Here is a 17,288-nt window from a genome sequence, read left to right as displayed (position 1 = left end):
TCCTTAATTAATCAATAAAATCCTCAGATCTTTTATGATAATCGCAATATGTAAAATATACCTAAAGGGTATTTGAGCACATAAAACTTAGAATCCGTTATAAAATTTCACGAGCCTCACAAAGTATTCCGGGTTCTGACCTATCAGTTCCTTTAATTTCCCGATGGTCTTTTCTCTGTCGTAAGTGAAACGTTTAAAAATAACCTGGTTCTGATCTGTGTCGAGAATTGTATACATTGGCATCCAGTTTCCGTCTCGTGGTTGCCCAGAACTACCAGGATTTATGATTCTTCCACGATAGAACATCTGAAAATGTGTGTGCCCAACCAAGATGTAGTCAAATTTCTTGAATTTTGCTGATTTCCATACCATCTCGGCTTCAGATCCATACATGTAGCCGTTAAGGATGTTGTTCGGGGAGGCGTGTACCATAAGAAAATTCTTTCCATCAAGTGAGAACTCAAGCATGTCTTTCAGGGAATCGAGCCTGGCAATGTCTTCTTTAGACAGAAATTTTAAAGAAATATTGTCGCGAGTAAATACACTTAGATCATGCATTTCTGGAGCACACCCACAATCGGTATTTTTTGCGACTGCCTCGTCATGATTTCCTCGCACAATGAAATCGGATTGGCCAAGAACAGCATCTAGCGTTTCTGCCGGCTCAGGTCCGTAATCTACTATATCGCCTAGGAACAATGCCTTGTCAAATTTTTCGGCATCAAATAGAGACTTAACAGCCTGAAAATTGGAATGTGCATCAGAATATATTAGAATTCTCATATCGTGTAATCTCAATTTGATATTTAATCACTGTGCCTTAGCGTTTTTTAAAAAAAGTAGGTTTATGAAGAGTAAACTATATGCTGTATCTAGGATGAATGTTTTGCTTAAAAAAAATAGCCTCCTTTGGTCATCTGCCGTTTGTGACCATGAGTTTGGATTTCTCAGGCTTACTTCGGATTCTCTCGTTTTTGAATCGAATGAACATGTTCCAAGGAAAGTCATACCATTTTCATCGATCTTGAATACCCATGCTGGAGGAATATTGAGAAGGAGGTTGACTGTCGTAGTTAAAGGAGTCGAGCAAAAGATTGTGTTTACTGTTCCAGAAACTGCTATTTGGAAAAAGAATCTTGCACTAATAAATCCACGGCCAGAATATATCAAGGAAAAATCAAAATTAAATGGTGAGGCCGGAATCCTTTCGATTGTTGACAATTCATTAGTTTTTCAAAAGATCGAAGGGAAAGAAAAGAAGGTTATTAGAATCGACAGCATAGATTCAGTTCGTCCCAAAGGCATTCTGAAAAGCACACTTACCGTTAGATCGGGCAATGTTGAATACGCTTTCAAGGTTTCAAAAGCAGACCAATGGGCGGAGATTCTTTCCTTTGCGATTCAGATGAAACACCCAACTAGTCGTAAGGCTCAGGTTACTCCACAGGTTTCCCAAAATACTCAAACGAAGACAACCAATCCGATAACAAGTACCATCAATCCTGGCCAACAGAAATCGAATTTCAATCAGCCTTCTCCTGCCACCCACCGGAAACTGAATCTAGGAACACGATCCGGAACGATATCCACCACCGGTTCGAGGATGAAACCGGTAACTTCTCACGTACAGTCAACAGCTAGCACGAGACAACCGATCGCCCATGGCATTACAAAAACAGGAGCTCCAGCAGCGACACCGAGATCAAACAAAACGATTTCAGCTGGCCAGTACCGCGGTTCATGGCCAATGGGACAGGATTATGATCAGGCCTTTCAAAACGTTGCTAAAAGCATAAATCCCACCCTTGGAAATTCGTCTGCTTGGAATGTAATCAGGAATCCAAGGAACCAAAGTATGCTCGTTTATGCGGCTGGAAATTTTGGCTCGGTCTATAAAGTCAAGTTTGATGACGGCAAGATCTACGCCTTAAAGTGCTTTACTAAAAAATCTACGGAAATAAACATGAGGTACGAAAAGATAAGCAATTATCTTGAAACCAATTCTGGGAATCGCGAATTCCTGGTACATTTCAAGTACTTTAAGGATGGCATAAAAACTAAGAAATCCGATACGTTTTATTTTCCCATCCTCAAAATGGAATGGTGCGAAGGCCAGAGCTTGAATAACTTCGTAGAATCGAATCTTAACCGTCCGAAAAAGATAAAATTGGTAGCGGAAACACTCGTCAAAGACATTGCTTCTCTTCAGGATATCGGCATATCTCATGGCGATCTGTCGGGAGACAACATAATAATCAATGATAAGAACGAAATTTTTTTCGTGGATTATGATGGGATGTTCATCCCGGGATTCAAGGGAACAAAGTCCGTGGAAATAGGTCACGGAGACTTCCAGCACCCCAATAGGACTAGAGAAGACTACTCAGAAAAACTTGACAATTTTTCAACACTTATAATCTACACTTCTCTTCTTGCAGTTTCCGAGAAACCGTCGCTATGGTCCGACTTTAATGATGATAATCCTGACCGATTGATCTTTGGGAAGAACGATTTCAAATCTCTAGAAAACTCAAAGGTATATGCAGAGATTATGAAAATAAAGGACCAAAAGACCAAGAAATTATTGAATCTTATGAAGGAAGCTTTGAGCAAACCAGTCCTGTGGGATGGAGATAACCCGAATACTCTTCTTTCTATGTAAGACTAAGATAAACAAGGCTGATATCATCGTTTCTCATCCTCTTGGCATCAATTTCGTTCGAGAAATATTCCCTCATCTCCGAATCACTGACAACAAGATCCTTCAAGATTGGGAAATTACGAGTTTCTATAAGCCATTTCGATAAGGCATCTGTTGCAAGAATTATTTCATTTTTCCCCGTAATATAACCGCTGGCAGTGACAAAATCCGGAATGAGTGCATCCAAATTGTTTGTCTGTGTCTTTCTACCTGTCCATATTAGTTTAGGTGTATTATTAAATTGTGACGCTTTTTTGTAAGGGAACGAATAAAACGCATCTCCAGGACCAAGAACAAACATGCATGAATCTCCAACGCATAACGTTCGATATAGATACCGCTCTTCCCATCTTTTTATTTCAAGGTATAATAGAGTGGAATAAGATCCTTGAAAAGATTTGTTGGTCTGAAACCATTTAAGGTTGCGCCATTCTATTCTAGAATACCATTCCTCCCGTGCTGTTGGAAGAAGTATGTGGAATAGATCTGAAGCGTTTTTGAAAAGATCCGTTTCGAGATCTATAACATTTGACGTAAGACAGGTAGCCCAGACATCTGAGAACATGGAGGAACTTGCACCGTCTGCAATTGCAAACCTCTTTTTTTTAAGGTTAAAAGAAATTGAATCCTCACATTCACTCTCCTCGTTACCCAGCTTGCTCATCTGGAAAGTGAATGCTTTCAAATGAAGATCACTGCATATTGTCTGTTGGAGCTCTTGTTCCAATGTCCAAAAGTTCTATCAACTCGTCCAGACCGGCGTTGAATACGTAGGCTCTTGAATTTTGAGTTACAGTCAAAGAACGCTCTGCGGCCACATCCACAAAACTTTTCGGCAAAGTACTGGACATTGTAAAAAGCTCCTTTGCAAATTTGTCCTGAGGCGGGAGAACGCCTTCAGATGATGGGAATTCAAGAGGTGTCACACCGCGAGATTCAGACAAATGGCAGTTCCACATGAGCACATTCCCGTCCGCTGTAGATATATCCATGATAGAATTCGCCACTGGAACAGGGTCGCCATCGGTCGCAGAACCATCGGTAATATGTATAACGACCGGAGGATACGAATCTTTATGTTCAGCAACCCAGTCATCCACCCATTCCTTTACGAGGTTAAGTGCTTTCACCATTGGAGTATTTGAGCGGGCTACAGGATCAAACCATATCGGAAACTCGAACTCGTCTCCTTCTTCTACTCCTTGAGATCCGTCTGCCCGTTCCTTTCTTCTTTCGGTTCTCAATGGATTCTGTGCCAATCTAGAAATTGGCACGATCGTTTCATCTGCTATCAACGAATCAGCCAGATCTGAAGATGATCCGTATCCAACTATCCCTATATGAAAATAATCGCGTACACCGTCCGTTTTTGTGCATCTATATATAAGCTCGTAAATTTGCCTGTTAACCGCATCTGCGGCTTCCTGCGCTTTGGATCTCATTGTACCACTAAGTTTATGGCTCATCGATCGGGACTGGTCAATAAGGAAGATGAACAGCCCAGGGTTTCGTCTACTTATTTCTGATTCATACATGGTAATAAGTTATGCAAATAAGGTAATAAATTCTTTTGCATTAAGTGAAACCAGTTCGGGAAGCCCCTGCTGTTCGCTGACAATAAGGGAGGCAGAGATTTAAATGATACAGGAAATCCTTGCTACACTGATACTATTTTTCGATTCGACTTTAATGATTTAATGGATTGCGTCCAGAATCCTCTTATTCTTAAACCTTTACACACCTTTGGATGCGCCGTTCTTCATGTCAGGGATATGGCACGACTAAGGATAAGCTGGGAGATTTCAAGCGCCTCATGAGAGAAATAATGGTAAATCCATGACCTGACTTATATTGTATCAACTAGGTTAACGTCAAGTTTCCAGTCCTGGAACTTTTCAACTGCCCGATAGAACACAGTGAAGAACTCCGGGAGTGTGATGTCAGGAACAAATGTCGATATGTAAAAATCCTTACCGCTTAATTTTTGTGGCATGCCGAGGCTCACAACCTGTTCTTTCGAATTTTCATTAATAAGGAATTTCACGACGGGATTCATGAACGAGGTCTCATAGATTCTCTGGGAAGGAGATATGGCATGAATCCATTCCTTTTCTCCTTTTAAAAGTGAACTGTTGTCGTAAAATACTCCACGGGTCTCTTCTTCTATCAAAAATTTTAATTCTCTGTACCAGCTCACGCCAAGGTTCACGATTACTGGATCTGAGTTTATGTCTATGGATGACGGAGGTACTGAACTACTTATCTCAACATACTTTAATGGAATGTACTGAGAAATCTCGGAGAACGTTGCGACTATTCCTGGGCTTGGACCTATGTACCTAACCGCAAATCTCTTGAAATCTTTGAATGCCTCCCTAATGGCTGAAGTAACATTGGCTTCGTCATTATGATGATATCTAAAATACAAAAAGTACGAGGAACCCATAAAAAATACTGCATCTATTACGACAGATGATACACCGTTAAGCTGCTTGAATGCGCCAATGAATTTGCGACCGGTTAGGTCGGAATACAGCATAACAGAATCACTTGTTGTTTTTATTTTGTATTTTGTCAAGGCTTTCTGCTCCTCCTTGCTAAAATCATCAAGATTTTCAAAATTGTAAAGTGCAAAACCACCTGTTTTCGATAATCTTACCCTGACAATCGAGACAACCTGATGCGCGGAAAGAATCTTGGATATCTCACTGTCGCTTTCAAAAGAAATGATGCACTGCCTATCCAGAAGGGTATCGATGTCTTTTATGAACATAATGTGTTATGCCTAATGAATAAATAAATTAATCTGTAAAAATATCAAAAATAAGGCAAACAAAACATAAATAGTTCATTAGGTGACTTTCTGGCAATGTTATATACCTTCAATCAATTCGAAATTGTTTTAGATGAGATCCGACCTTGTTCTTCTACATCCTCCGGCTTTATATGATTTTCGTAAGGAACTGCAATTTCGTGGACCAATAAGCGACGCTGTTCCATCAACTTCTGTATTTGAAATGTATCCGATCGGATTCACAAGTATAGGGGGATACCTGGACAAGCATGGAATCCGAGTAAGGATCGTAAACCTTGCAAACAGGATGCTCCTCAGTGAAAAATTTGACGTAGAAAAGAAAATAAGATCCCTTGATTCATTGGTTTTTGGAATTGACCTGCATTGGCTTCCTCATGTTCAAGGTTGCCTAAAAATTGCAGAACTGGTTAAAAAAATACATCCGGAAAGTTCCGTAATCCTCGGCGGTTTATCGGCCACGTACTTCCATTCAGAATTAATGAAATATGACTTTGTGGACTACGTAATGCGTGGAGACTCGACAGAGATTCCACTGCTGAAGTTTATGCAGGCAAAGAAATCGGAAAAGACCGATTTCAGTGAAATACCAAACCTTTGCTGGAAGAAAGGATCGAAAGTCATCGTTAATGCGTTGACGTTTATTCCATCAGATCTGAGTTATACAGATATTCCCGATTATAGATTTGTGATAAAATCCGCAGTTAGACACTTAGACTACCTTGACGGAATACCATACAAGAACTGGATGAAGTTTCCAAATGCTGCCTTTCTTACAACAAAAGGATGCACTTACAACTGTGCAATTTGTGGCGGATCCGAAAGTGCCTTTGAGATAAACTGTCTCAGAAAAAAACTTGTAATGTACCCACCCGAAAAAATTTGCAAAGGCATAAAACTGGTTCAGAAATTCACAAAGTCACCAATTTACGTCGTTGGGGACATAAGACAAGGAGGACCAGACTATGTCTCCAAATTGCTGGAAGGCCTGCATGATCTCAAAGTAAAAAACGAAATGATATTCGAACTTTTTGATCAGGGAGGTGATGAATTTTTTTCACAAATTGAGAAAAGTTTACCAAAATATTCCCTTGAAATAACAGTGGAAAGCTGGGACGAGAATATACGAAGAAAGGAAGGAAAACTTCCTTTCCCCAATGATAGACTCATCAACACTTTTAAGGCTGCACTGAAACATAATGTCAGTAGAATTGAAATATTTTTCATGATAGGCCTCCCAGGACAGACCTATGAAAATGCACTAAAAAATGTTGATTTTTGTGAGGAGATATTCAACGAGTGTGGCAGGGATAAAAGACTAAACTTTATCATATCACCACTTGGGCCCTTTCTTGATCCGGCATCGGCTGCGTTCGAACATCCAGAAATATATGGTTATAAAAGTTTATGCAGGACCATAGATGATCACTTAAAGATATCGGCCGAGCCATCATGGAAGGATAATCTTAGCTTTGAAACGGAATATATGGATAGGGATACCATTGCCAAAGCAACGTATGACTCGGCGTTGAAACTGTACAATTTTAAATATAGGTGCGGGATCGTTACAGAGAATGTTTATTCCCAAGTGACACAGCAGATCAAGGATTCATTGGATTTTATGGATGCTCTCGAGCGTTTGAAAAATGCTAGCACAAATGACAGGGAAGATATGATCACTGAACTTAGATCCAAGTTAATTTATGATGGAAAGTACACACTTTATGGTGAAAATGAATCAACATGGGAAAGCTCAAAGAATTACCTTAAGTTCGTTCCCCTCCTTGCTCTCGGTCTCGGCTTCAATATAAGGGATTTTTTCGCAAAAATTCTGAAGCAGAGTTCAAAACAAAAATTCTAAAACAACCATTTTTTTTCATGTCTAAGAATTTACAAATTACTATTTCCTCATTACTTTGTTGTTGCGAGATTTGAGAGCGGGCGCGAGGGGATTTGGACCCCTGATCTGCAACTTAGGAGGCTGCTGCCCTATCCAGACTAGGCCACGCGCCCGTAAACTCGGTTGAGAGAAATGTGTACTCGGTATAAGTTATTTTAGATTTTTTTATAATGTATACAGGGGGATGGATGATTAAGCTAGACTCAGAGTTAATTAAGTATCATTAGGAAGAATTAAAGTTAAAAAACGATATACCACCATAATTATGTATATAAAAATTGATGGTAAGCAAAACAACCTGCGCTTTTCAGCTGCACACTTTATCCCGACAATTGAGAAATGTTCACGATTGCATGGTCACGATTATTCCGTGAGTCTCAAAGTAACCGGGGATCCTGTTGATGGTATACTTATAGATTACGGCATTGTTAAGCAAGTTCTGAGGAAGTTAATAGAGGAAATTGATCATAAGGTTATAGTTCCAAAAAGTTCAAAATTTTCGAACGTAAAAAAGACTTCAGAATCTTATGAGGTCGAATATGGTGGAAAATCTTATGTTTTTCCAGCAGTAGATGTGTTTGAGCTGGATGCAGACTTTTCTTCGAGCGAATCTATGTGCCGTATAATGTGCAATAGGATCGGAGAAAGATTGAAATCTTATAGTAATTTGCAAAAACTCTCCGTTTGTTTGTACGAAGGTCCGGGTCAATCCGCATGCATTGAGTTGAATTTAAATGACAGATAAGTGTGTTTGTCTTCTTTCTGGAGGAATGGACTCAGCAACAGTTGCGACACTTGCCTCCAAGAAAGGTTATGAATGCTATGCGTTATCGTTTGATTATGGCCAGCGCCATAGGAAAGAACTAAAATCTGCCCTGGAAATAGCTCGAAGACTAAACATAAAACATAAAATTGTTACGATAAACCTGGAAGACATCGCATATAGTGCACTTACTGGATACGGAAAAGTGGACAGAAGAGATATAAACAACATCAGTTCTGGAATACCGAACACATACGTTCCGTCGAGAAACATAGTGTTCCTGTCGATAGCCGCTTCGTATGCAGAAAGCATAGGTGCAAGAGAAATATTCATCGGCGCGAACGCCATAGATTACTCCGGTTACCCTGACTGCAGACCGGAGTTCTATAATGCATTTGAAATGGCCCTCAACACTGGAACAAAGGCAGGGAATTTTAGAATTAGGGTTCCACTACAGTATCTCTCCAAAAGCGATATTGTCAAGCTCGCAACAAAAATCGGAGCACCTTTGGAAATCACTACGTCATGTTACGAAGGTGACGATCTTGCCTGTGGTCATTGCGATTCTTGCCAATTGCGATTACGTGGTTTTATGGAAGCTGGTATTAAGGATCCAATCAAATATAACTCGTATCCCGATTTCTACAAAAAATGGATAGAAAATATTTGATAAAATGCTTTGATCAGTTTGCACCAGATTTGAAGAAATCGTCGACCTTCTTGCAGTTAGATTTCACAGAAATAACTGTCTTTTCCCAAAGTGCCTTTTCGTCAGCATTGAAATCTATATCGTAGATCTCCTCTACGCAGTTTGAGCCTATGCGGACTGGTACGCCGATAAATACATTTTCGACGTTGTAGTGTTTTGCATGTTCTCCTGAAATATACGCTGCGCAGGGAATAACCCTATTTTTGTCACGAACTATGGATTCAACCATTGCGGTAATAGATATGCCTGGGGCATAATAGGCACTGCCTGATTTAAGAAGATCCACGATCTCACCGCCGCCAAATCTTGTTCTGTGGACTATCTCATCGATCTTTTCCTTTGATAGCAGCTTCTCTATCGGTATTCCGCTCACGCTGGAATACCTTATGAATGGAACCATATCGTCTCCATGCCCTCCGATCACAAATGCGTTTACATCTTTCACGGATACATTCAGCGCATCTGCTATAAATGTCCTGAACCTTGAACTGTCAAGACTTCCGCCGAGTCCGATAATGTGGTTTGGTGGCATTCCAGATACTTTCTGGAAAGCGTATGCCATGGTGTCTGCCGGATTTGACACTATGACAACCATGGCGTCTGATGCGTATTTTTTTACATTGTTTGCGACATCCTTCATTATTTCGAGATTTTTGAAAAGCAGATCATCTCTGCTCATGCCAGGTTTGCGAGCCAAGCCGGCGGTTATGACTATTACATCCGATCCCTTAAGGTTGGAATATGCATCTCCACTTGTCGTTGTAAAACCTTTAACCTTCGCGTCAACACCAAAATGTGGTAGACCCTCCTGAATATCAAGAGCCTTTCCTTCCGGTATCCCGGGTATGACATCAAAAAGGTAAATGTCACCCAAATCCCTGAAAGCCAGAAACTGTGCTACGGTTGCTCCTACATTTCCTGCACCGATTACTGAAATTTTTTGTCTTGTCATAATATAGGTATCACTCGAATTGTTAAATATTTAGCGTATTACAATATTTATTGGGCGCTATGTTCAACGATCATAAATATCTGAAATGCCAGCTCAGATTATGGTAACTATGCTCCATTTTTAACGTGGAACTGTGAAGACCATTTGCCGGCTGTCAAGAAAATTGTTCAAGAAACGGAAAATCATAAGTTACTTGAAATTACTTAATGAAGCTGATGAAAATCTTTTTGGTTCCACTATCCGGATAATATTTTCAATAATTTTGCTTCTGGCAGCTTCAGGTGTAGTTCCGCGGAATTTTGCCTTGACCATTATAACGTAAGTATTCAGCGTTGTTTCGTCTATATTTAAGATAGGATCACCATCTATTCCGGATATTGTGGAAACTTTCTGAGTTATCTCATCACGGAACTGAGAAATATCAAGGTATTTTGGAATCTCGTATCGTACCTGAACGATTGGTGTATCTGTTATCAGCCTGAATGCCCCCTGGGTAAGAACATTATTGGCAATTTTTACAATTTCACCGCCATCAGTTCTCAAGGTAGTGAAGTTGATTGATATATCCTCTATTACGCCAAGGAAACCGTTATTGTAAAGAAAGTCACTAGAGAAGTATTTGGGCACTATTACACCATAAGCAATACTGAATTGCCAGACGTGAATCCAAACTCTATCACCTATCTTAAAAGGCTTGGTTATTATAATTAAGAGACCTGAAAATTGGTTTGAAAGAACACTCTGTGCAGCGAGTCCAAGAACCGCTGCCAGGAAAGTACTGCCAAGGATCAAGGAGGAAACATCTATGCCCAGCGAAGCAACTACCGCGAGTGCAATGACAAAGTATCCGACCATATTTATCATAAAGACAAATGGGTGCACCTTTGCACGGTCTAAATATTTCAAAAGCACATCGTTCACATAAAGAGTTATAATTTTCAAGATCAGATATGAAACAAGTGCTATAACACCTGCATCTACGAACCTTGCATATTTAACTGGTATTTGGTGCAGAAAAAATACTGTTACGTAGATAACTATGAGAATACCTATTAATAAGAATACTAACGAAGCAAGAATTTTAAAATGATTAATCCGATTGGTAGACACAATTTGCTTATGCTTTCTTCAATTTAACTTTTGTCTAAGTGAACTAAAAGAGTAAGAATCGTTTTAATTAAAATCTCTAAGAACACTTCAGAGTGAAAGAACGGACTTTTTTTAATTACTTTAGCCTAAGCCACCTACCTAAAATAGGTATTCTGACACCTACACAAAATACGGACACAAAATTGATGGCTGGTTTAGCACCGTGAAACCACCGGTTGCAGTTTTCCGTTTATAACTCCCAAGGAGAACTACAATAGTAACATCGATTACCTACGCAATTTCTAACGGCAATGATTCTACTAAACGAATATTTTTTAATCTAATCCGCTGAGAGAAAATCTACCGAATTGACTTGGAATTTCAAAATTTGACATGGGAAATGACATACTCTAGATTCAATCCTGAATGGGTGATACTTTTATTCTGAACTTCTCAAGATTTACTTTGATCTCGTTTATTATATCACTTCTCGTTGTTATTAGCTCGTGTGAGGAAAGATGCAAGGAAACGATCATGACGTAAGTGTTAAGTGTGGTTTCATCCATAAACATGCTCTTGGAGTTTATTTTCGAAAGGAAGTTCGATAAGCATTCCTCGGTCTTTGCGTATACAAAATCTGGACTCAAGGATTTCGGTACTTCGTACCGGATTCTTATACTTTTGAGATCACCAAGAAAAACAAATGCGCCAGTAGAAACAATACTGTTAGGAAGCACCACTACATTTCCGTCAGCTTCCTTTAATTTAGTATAATTAAGAGATATATCCTGGACTTGACCGCTAATACCCTGTGAGAACAGAGCATCGGCAGAGAAATACTTAGGTAAAAATATGGAAAATTGCAGTGTAATCAATGCGGACGAGGAATTCCAAGAAAGAACCCAAACTTTATCGCCAAGTTTAAAGGGTTTTGTGATAGTTATCAGCAACCCTGAAGCAATATTTCCAAGGACACCCTGAACCGCCAGCCCCAGAATAACTGAGAGAAAAGCACCACCAACAATTACCGAATAAACATTAACTCCTAGTGAAGCAAGTATCGCTACAGAGAGCACAAAGTATGCAAGGATATTTATCAGAAAGAGTATATACGTCCTTCCTTTACGCATTGACTTGTTAGCAGATAATTTATGCCTGATTAAATTGTTGACAAAAAATATAACAATAAAGCCCGTAGTGGCTATTATGGCCGCATAAACAAATTTGACGTATTGTGTCGGAATTAATTTAAGGAGGAAAGCGAAAAAATAAATGATTAGTATCGCGACACCAGCTATTATAAACAATGAAAAGATATAATAAAAGACTTTTTTTCCATTAACCATAATAATTTATTTCCACACAGAACAGTCACTTTGATAACGTTATAAGGCACTGTCCCATAGGGATGAGCGTATATTTTTCTTGTGTGCTGTCCTTAGATTTTACGATATATACTCCCTGTTCAATGCCCACAAGGATACCGTTAATGTACAACTCCGGAGTCAAACTCTCCTGATACTGGCCTAGAATTATTGCATTTACCTCATGGCCTATCAGATCGTTCAAATTCATAACCTTACATTTAGAAATAATAGAATAACCTTATCATTTCAAATCAATAATCTCGGGAAACGATTCTGTGAAACATTCTTCTATTCATTTCGAGCCTAATGACGAAATATTTAAAAATAAAACTCGCTATCATATGATTGATGCCAGACAAAGATGACGAGAATCAAGCTGAGATAAAACGATTAGTTAAGCTATTTGCAACTCTTATCGTAATTGTTATAATTATCTTTGCTGCTGTGATATTACTTGAAAGATTCTTACATTTTCCTCCGAGTTATTCAAAATACATTTATGCAGTTGTTATTGGTCTGGTCGTATACATTATTGTAAAGACGATTTCAAAAGTAATTGAAACATTCCTAGACAAACGGATAGGAAAAGCGGAGGCAAAACCCATAACCATGATTATAATGATCATTGGCTATTTCATTGTTCTTCTCGCCGTTCTTGCAGCTTTAGGAATAAACGTGTCCTCGGTAATTCTGAGTGCTGCATTATTCGGTGCCGTTATAGGATTGGCAACACAAACAATACTCTCCAACATCTTTGCAGGATTAATTCTGGTTTTTACAAAGCCTTTCAAAGTTGGTGATTATGTTACTATAAATGCCTGGCAGTTCGGAAAGGCGTATCCAACTATAGCTCCAAAATATTTTTCTGTTGATAGATTTGAAGCTGCAGGATACAGCGGAGTGATAGAAAATATAACTCTTAACTACACGAAAATACACCTGGAGGGAGAAAATACAGTAACAATACCAAACGGAGTCCTGATGCAAGCCTCCTTCACGGTAATAAAGGGAAGTCAATGGATTCAGGCAAGGTTCGAGGTTCCAAAGACTATCAGATTCGATGACCTTAGAGGAAAACTGATCTCAGTTATAGAGAAAGTTGATGGATATGCTGGAGAATCAAAGCTTGCAGTGGACGAAACAACGATGACTTCATATATAATCATAATCAGGGTCCTTACAAGTAGCCGTGAACTTCTTAACGCCAAAGGTAAACTTCTTGAAGGTATAATGGACGTAGTTGAGCCTCTCAAAAAGTAATACGTGCCTTTATACATATCCCTGTTGCACCGATCTAAAAACTTATTACTCAAGTTATAATTAGTAATTGGTGAATTAAAAATGGCAGTTTATTTAGGTCAAAAGATTCCAGATATGACAGTTAATACGACACAGGGACCAATTTCATTTTCCCAGTTCAAAGGGAAGTGGGTCTTGCTGTTTTCTCATCCGGGGGATTTCACTCCCGTGTGCACTACAGAATTTATGGCATTCGCAGAACATTATGATGAGTTCAAGAAACTTGGTGTCGAATTGCTTGGATTAAGCGTTGACAGCCTTTTCAGTCATATTGCGTGGCTTAGAGATATAAAGGAGAAATTCGGGATCACTATACCGTTTCCTGTTATTGCCGATCCGAACAAAGAAGTTGCCAAAGAATTCAACCTTATGGATGAAAAAGTTGGAGCTACGGTAAGAGGTGTTTTCATCATAGATCCAAATCAGGTCGTAAGATGGATGATATATTATCCGGCAGAGACTGGAAGAAACATAAAAGAAATTATCAGGGTAATCAAAGCGCTTCAATTTAACTGGGACAAGAAGCTTGCTACTCCGGTAGATTGGGAGCCTGGGGATGCAGGAGTTAAGAGTGCTCCTGGGACAATGAAAGATGCTGAGGAAAGACTAAAAGAGCCGGGCGCGGAAAGATGGTATCTTACAAAAGTAAAAGCATGATGCTACTTGACAGAATGCGTAATGTTCAACCTGGCCATAGGGTCCATGCACCCTTCGGTCATCTGTGTTGAATTGTCTAAATTTACTGATTCTTTGAACTCTTTGAAGGAAGTTCTCGGAAGTCCATATCCTGAAGAAGAACTGACTGAGTTTATAGAAACTTATGCCAGGACTGATGAAATACTCCCAAGTGACAAGACAGTAGGTTTCGTTATAGCAAGCAGCACAAAAAAGATAGTGTCTTTTTCTTTCAGTAAGTTATCAGAAGACTTGAAAAAAGAACTGGATGCCTCTTCACAATCCTTTGAGAAGATCGGATATTCTGTGGAGATTGACACTCAGTGATTATTTACTTCCGATATAAGATCAAAACTTTTTTCCAGGTTTGAGTCAATTTTTTTCAGCAACAACATAAGCACATCTTCTTCTTTGTCGCTGAGAAACTTTAGTGATTCATTAACAAAAGCTTCATGTATACATTTTATTGTAGAATAAAATTCAGAGCCTTTTTCAGTGGAGCTAATATTGATTACGCGCCTATCCAGACTGCTTCTTGTGCGCTGTACGTATCCTTTTTGCTCGAGTCTGTCAATCAAGCTTGTTGTCCATCCTTGTGTGATAAAATTTAGTTTAGCAAGTTTCACCATCGGCATATCTCCTCGTTCGTTAAGGTCGCGCAAGATACGAAATTCTATTATGGAAATGCCCTTGTCGTCAAGCTGTTTTTCCGATTCACGAAGAAGTCTCGAACTGATTGTCGATATCTCTCGCCATATTTCTATTCCACGTTTCATTTTCTCCCTCCATTGTTTCCCGATGGCGGTTTGTAACCACCGATTGATCCACTGTTTCCTTTAACCGTGCTCTTTAAGTCTATATTGCTTATTTCATTTTCGTCTGAACTGTATAAAGCCTCATCTGAGACATATTTTTTCCCTCTAAAGACAGACAGTATGGCGGCGGATAGTGAGAGAGCTAAGCCTATGTAAAAAGCCGTCCTGAGAGACGACATAAACGAGGATGCGATAGAGGTTGCAAACCATACTGGCTTGTCTATTATGGCAAAACCGGGACCCAGAGAAGAAATTGAAATGCCCAGAGTCTGAAGAACTGAACGTATAGGATCGACACCCAGGAATGCTGAAAAGAGTGCTACTGTTGGCGGGAAGTGTACGGACAGAGCCAAGGCTATGGAATTTGCTATGCCCGCAGAGATCAACCTAGGATACAATGTTGTTGGGAGTCCTTTAGAAAGACCGAAAAGAACAATGGTGAAAAATATCCCCATGCTTGCGGTCATACCGGCATTTTGCATTGTCGATCTCATGCCAGATGCAACTCCCCTGAGATGCGCGGGAACTGAATTCATAATAGAAGCGGTATTTGGGGCAGCAAAAAGTCCGTTTCCTATACCCATTACGAACAATGCGATAGCAAATGGTATATAGTTGAAATCATAGCCGAGAAATGTAAGTGCAAGGAAAGCGATAGCAACTACGACCATTCCAAGAGTGGAAAGTACTCTTGCTCCGTGCTTGTCCGAAAGTGCACCTGCCAATGGCCCCATGACTATAAATCCTGCAGTCATTGGAACCATGTATATGCCGGCCCAAAAAGGGGTTACAGCATAAGAATATCCATGAAGTGGGAGCCAGATTCCCTGCAAAAGGATTATAAGTATTATCATCACACCGCCGCGAGCAAGGGAGGATGTGAGTGCAGCAAGATTACCCATGGAAAACGCCCTGTTTTTGAAGAGCTCCATCCTGAACATAGGATGCTTAACTTTCATTTCAATAAATGGAAATGCGACTATTAACGCGATACCGACAACAATAGATGCTACGACTAACGGGTTGCCCCAACCCATAGTGCTGGTCCCATAAGGAAGAAGGCCGTAGGTTATGCCTATCAAGAGCACAGTCAATCCAACCGCAAGACTGGTATTGCCGAGATAATCTATTCTTTGACCAGGTTGTCTTAGGGACGTTTCACGTAGCTTCAGGTTGCTCCAAACCGCACCAAGAATCCCCACTGGAACGCTAACGAGGAATACATAGCGCCAATTGAAAATTGCAAGAACTCCGCCCAGAATGAGGCCTATGAAGGAGCCGGAAAGAGCCGCCACCTGATTTATTCCCATTGCTTTCCCGCGCTCAGCGACCGGAAATGCGTCTGTGAGGATCGCAGTGCTATTGGAAAAAAGGAATGCGGCCCCGAGAGCCTGAATAATCCTAAAGCCTATTAATTCCATTCCACCAACATCACCCTTTCCGGGTGTTATGAATAAGAGGACAGAGCCGACAGTGAAAATTATGAAACCTATATTGAACAGTCGCACTCTGCCGAACATATCCGATAATCTTCCGAAAGTAACCAGCAAGGTAGCGGTAACAATGTTAAATCCCATCAGTATCCAAAGAAGATAAACAAATGATCCAGGAGCTGTGGGACTTAAGTCTATTCCCCTGAAAATTGCAGGTAAAGCAATTAGAGTGATTGTTCCGTTGATTGATGCCATTAGAACGCCGATAGTAGTATTAGAAAGTGCGATCCATTTGTATCTAACCATAATCCCAAAGACCGATATCAATGCTTTATTAATAAACTAATTGTTCCTGAACCATTAGGAACCAAACCCGATTCTTTCGCACCCAATCTTTCACCTTTGAAAATTATTCAAGAAGTAGACTCAAAAAAATAGTAACAGCAAAGAGTTAAATATCGAGTTTTAATTATAACTTTATGTTTGATTCTGGCATTGAGATTTTAATAATAATAGTTGCGATATTGATATTGTTTGGTAGTGCGAAAAAGATACCTGAATTTGCGCGATCTCTTGGTAGGGCTACCGGGGAATTCAAGAGAGGACAGATGGAGTTACAAAATGAGATGAAGAAAGCCGCGTATGATACTCCAGAACCTCCTGCTCAAAAGATGAATTACTCTGAGGCAGCGAAAGCACTTGGCATAGATCCCAGTAACAAATCTGATGATCAGTTGATAAAAGAGATAAACGAAAAGACAAAGATTAACTGA

General features: G+C 39.8%; 18 protein-coding genes and 1 tRNA gene. 8 read left to right on the top strand and 11 right to left on the bottom strand.

Annotated elements, in window-relative coordinates:
• Positions 1 to 87: 87 nt before the first annotated feature.
• A complete protein-coding gene (locus LVQ96_00880; GenBank protein ID MCW6169710.1) occupies positions 88 to 783 on the bottom strand; it encodes a metallophosphatase family protein in 696 nt (231 codons plus the stop codon).
• A gap of 64 nt (positions 784 to 847) precedes the next feature.
• Here LVQ96_00880 and LVQ96_00875 point away from each other — a divergent pair, with 64 nt between their 5' ends.
• Positions 848 to 2,662, top strand: a complete 1,815-nt coding sequence (locus LVQ96_00875) for a hypothetical protein (protein MCW6169709.1) — start codon at positions 848 to 850, stop codon at positions 2,660 to 2,662.
• Here the strand turns inward: LVQ96_00875 and LVQ96_00870 are convergent.
• The 3 genes from LVQ96_00870 to LVQ96_00860 form a co-directional block, all read right to left on the bottom strand.
• Positions 2,655 to 3,386, bottom strand: coding sequence for a hypothetical protein (locus LVQ96_00870; GenBank protein MCW6169708.1), 732 nt, complete (start codon positions 3,384 to 3,386; stop codon positions 2,655 to 2,657). The genes LVQ96_00875 and LVQ96_00870 overlap by 8 nt on opposite strands.
• 7 nt (positions 3,387 to 3,393) lie before the next feature.
• Positions 3,394 to 4,236 (bottom strand): VWA domain-containing protein, encoded by an 843-nt coding sequence (locus LVQ96_00865; GenBank protein ID MCW6169707.1) that lies wholly within the window; start codon positions 4,234 to 4,236, stop codon positions 3,394 to 3,396.
• A gap of 311 nt (positions 4,237 to 4,547) precedes the next feature.
• Positions 4,548 to 5,474: a hypothetical protein gene (locus LVQ96_00860; protein MCW6169706.1), complete on the bottom strand. Its 927-nt coding sequence runs from the start codon at positions 5,472 to 5,474 to the stop codon at positions 4,548 to 4,550.
• A 133-nt stretch (positions 5,475 to 5,607) separates the two neighbouring features.
• On the opposite strand from LVQ96_00860, the gene LVQ96_00855 reads away from it, so the two are divergent.
• The gene (locus LVQ96_00855) at positions 5,608 to 7,374 is read left to right on the top strand and encodes a TIGR04190 family B12-binding domain/radical SAM domain protein (protein MCW6169705.1); all 1,767 of its coding nucleotides are present in this window, start codon (positions 5,608 to 5,610) and stop codon (positions 7,372 to 7,374) included.
• 77 nt (positions 7,375 to 7,451) lie between these two features.
• On the opposite strand, the gene LVQ96_00850 is transcribed toward LVQ96_00855, so the two are convergent.
• A tRNA-Arg gene (locus LVQ96_00850) sits at positions 7,452 to 7,526 on the bottom strand.
• Between the two features lie 152 nt (positions 7,527 to 7,678).
• Here LVQ96_00850 and LVQ96_00845 point away from each other — a divergent pair.
• Both LVQ96_00845 and queC read left to right on the top strand, forming a co-directional pair.
• Entirely contained in the window at positions 7,679 to 8,158 is a 480-nt protein-coding gene (locus tag LVQ96_00845) for a 6-carboxytetrahydropterin synthase (GenBank protein MCW6169704.1), read from the top strand.
• Positions 8,148 to 8,846: a 7-cyano-7-deazaguanine synthase QueC gene (queC, locus tag LVQ96_00840; protein ID MCW6169703.1), complete on the top strand. Its 699-nt coding sequence runs from the start codon at positions 8,148 to 8,150 to the stop codon at positions 8,844 to 8,846. The genes LVQ96_00845 and queC overlap by 11 nt, the downstream gene beginning before the upstream one ends.
• 13 nt (positions 8,847 to 8,859) lie before the next feature.
• Here the strand turns inward: queC and mdh are convergent, their stop codons facing one another.
• The 4 genes from mdh to LVQ96_00820 form a co-directional block, all read right to left on the bottom strand.
• Positions 8,860 to 9,837, bottom strand: coding sequence for a malate dehydrogenase (gene mdh / locus LVQ96_00835; protein ID MCW6169702.1), 978 nt, complete (start codon positions 9,835 to 9,837; stop codon positions 8,860 to 8,862).
• Positions 9,838 to 10,026: 189 nt separating this feature from the next.
• Positions 10,027 to 10,947, bottom strand: coding sequence for a mechanosensitive ion channel family protein (locus LVQ96_00830; protein MCW6169701.1), 921 nt, complete (start codon positions 10,945 to 10,947; stop codon positions 10,027 to 10,029).
• Between the two features lie 395 nt (positions 10,948 to 11,342).
• Positions 11,343 to 12,272: a mechanosensitive ion channel family protein gene (locus tag LVQ96_00825; GenBank protein MCW6169700.1), complete on the bottom strand. Its 930-nt coding sequence runs from the start codon at positions 12,270 to 12,272 to the stop codon at positions 11,343 to 11,345.
• A gap of 25 nt (positions 12,273 to 12,297) precedes the next feature.
• Positions 12,298 to 12,501, bottom strand: a complete 204-nt coding sequence (locus LVQ96_00820; protein MCW6169699.1) for a hypothetical protein — start codon at positions 12,499 to 12,501, stop codon at positions 12,298 to 12,300.
• Between the two features lie 140 nt (positions 12,502 to 12,641).
• Between LVQ96_00820 and LVQ96_00815 the strand changes: the two genes are divergently transcribed.
• From LVQ96_00815 to LVQ96_00805, 3 genes are all read left to right on the top strand, one after another.
• Positions 12,642 to 13,553 carry a mechanosensitive ion channel family protein gene (locus LVQ96_00815; GenBank protein MCW6169698.1) on the top strand — a complete coding sequence of 304 codons (912 nt, stop codon included), beginning with the start codon at positions 12,642 to 12,644 and terminating at the stop codon, positions 13,551 to 13,553.
• Between the two features lie 81 nt (positions 13,554 to 13,634).
• Positions 13,635 to 14,249, top strand: coding sequence for a peroxiredoxin (locus LVQ96_00810; protein MCW6169697.1), 615 nt, complete (start codon positions 13,635 to 13,637; stop codon positions 14,247 to 14,249).
• 21 nt (positions 14,250 to 14,270) lie between these two features.
• Positions 14,271 to 14,594 (top strand): TA0956 family protein, encoded by a 324-nt coding sequence (locus LVQ96_00805; protein ID MCW6169696.1) that lies wholly within the window; start codon positions 14,271 to 14,273, stop codon positions 14,592 to 14,594.
• Here the strand turns inward: LVQ96_00805 and LVQ96_00800 are convergent.
• Entirely contained in the window at positions 14,588 to 15,043 is a 456-nt protein-coding gene (locus LVQ96_00800; GenBank protein MCW6169695.1) for a MarR family transcriptional regulator, read from the bottom strand. The genes LVQ96_00805 and LVQ96_00800 overlap by 7 nt on opposite strands.
• Positions 15,040 to 16,821 (bottom strand): MFS transporter, encoded by a 1,782-nt coding sequence (locus tag LVQ96_00795; GenBank protein MCW6169694.1) that lies wholly within the window; start codon positions 16,819 to 16,821, stop codon positions 15,040 to 15,042. The genes LVQ96_00800 and LVQ96_00795 overlap by 4 nt, the downstream gene beginning before the upstream one ends.
• 173 nt (positions 16,822 to 16,994) lie before the next feature.
• Between LVQ96_00795 and LVQ96_00790 the strand changes: the two genes are divergently transcribed.
• Entirely contained in the window at positions 16,995 to 17,288 is a 294-nt protein-coding gene (locus LVQ96_00790; protein ID MCW6169693.1) for a twin-arginine translocase TatA/TatE family subunit, read from the top strand.

This window comes from Thermoplasmatales archaeon (genome assembly GCA_026127925.1).
GTDB lineage: Archaea > Thermoplasmatota > Thermoplasmata > Thermoplasmatales > Thermoplasmataceae > JAKAYB01.
This window is presented reverse-complemented; position numbering and strand designations above follow the sequence as displayed.

Coding starts and splice junctions, on each gene's coding strand:
- queC (MCW6169703.1), top strand. CDS start 8,148: ATGACAGATAAGTGTGTTTGTCTTCTTTCTGGAGGAATGGACTCAGCA.
- LVQ96_00855 (MCW6169705.1), top strand. CDS start 5,608: ATGAGATCCGACCTTGTTCTTCTACATCCTCCGGCTTTATATGATTTT.
- LVQ96_00865 (MCW6169707.1), bottom strand. CDS start 4,236: ATGTATGAATCAGAAATAAGTAGACGAAACCCTGGGCTGTTCATCTTC.
- LVQ96_00820 (MCW6169699.1), bottom strand. CDS start 12,501: ATGAATTTGAACGATCTGATAGGCCATGAGGTAAATGCAATAATTCTA.
- mdh (MCW6169702.1), bottom strand. CDS start 9,837: ATGACAAGACAAAAAATTTCAGTAATCGGTGCAGGAAATGTAGGAGCA.
- LVQ96_00860 (MCW6169706.1), bottom strand. CDS start 5,474: ATGTTCATAAAAGACATCGATACCCTTCTGGATAGGCAGTGCATCATT.
- LVQ96_00880 (MCW6169710.1), bottom strand. CDS start 783: ATGAGAATTCTAATATATTCTGATGCACATTCCAATTTTCAGGCTGTT.
- LVQ96_00845 (MCW6169704.1), top strand. CDS start 7,679: ATGTATATAAAAATTGATGGTAAGCAAAACAACCTGCGCTTTTCAGCT.
- LVQ96_00825 (MCW6169700.1), bottom strand. CDS start 12,272: ATGGTTAATGGAAAAAAAGTCTTTTATTATATCTTTTCATTGTTTATA.
- LVQ96_00805 (MCW6169696.1), top strand. CDS start 14,271: ATGTTCAACCTGGCCATAGGGTCCATGCACCCTTCGGTCATCTGTGTT.
- LVQ96_00790 (MCW6169693.1), top strand. CDS start 16,995: ATGTTTGATTCTGGCATTGAGATTTTAATAATAATAGTTGCGATATTG.
- LVQ96_00795 (MCW6169694.1), bottom strand. CDS start 16,821: ATGGTTAGATACAAATGGATCGCACTTTCTAATACTACTATCGGCGTT.
- LVQ96_00875 (MCW6169709.1), top strand. CDS start 848: ATGAAGAGTAAACTATATGCTGTATCTAGGATGAATGTTTTGCTTAAA.
- LVQ96_00815 (MCW6169698.1), top strand. CDS start 12,642: ATGCCAGACAAAGATGACGAGAATCAAGCTGAGATAAAACGATTAGTT.
- LVQ96_00810 (MCW6169697.1), top strand. CDS start 13,635: ATGGCAGTTTATTTAGGTCAAAAGATTCCAGATATGACAGTTAATACG.
- LVQ96_00800 (MCW6169695.1), bottom strand. CDS start 15,043: ATGAAACGTGGAATAGAAATATGGCGAGAGATATCGACAATCAGTTCG.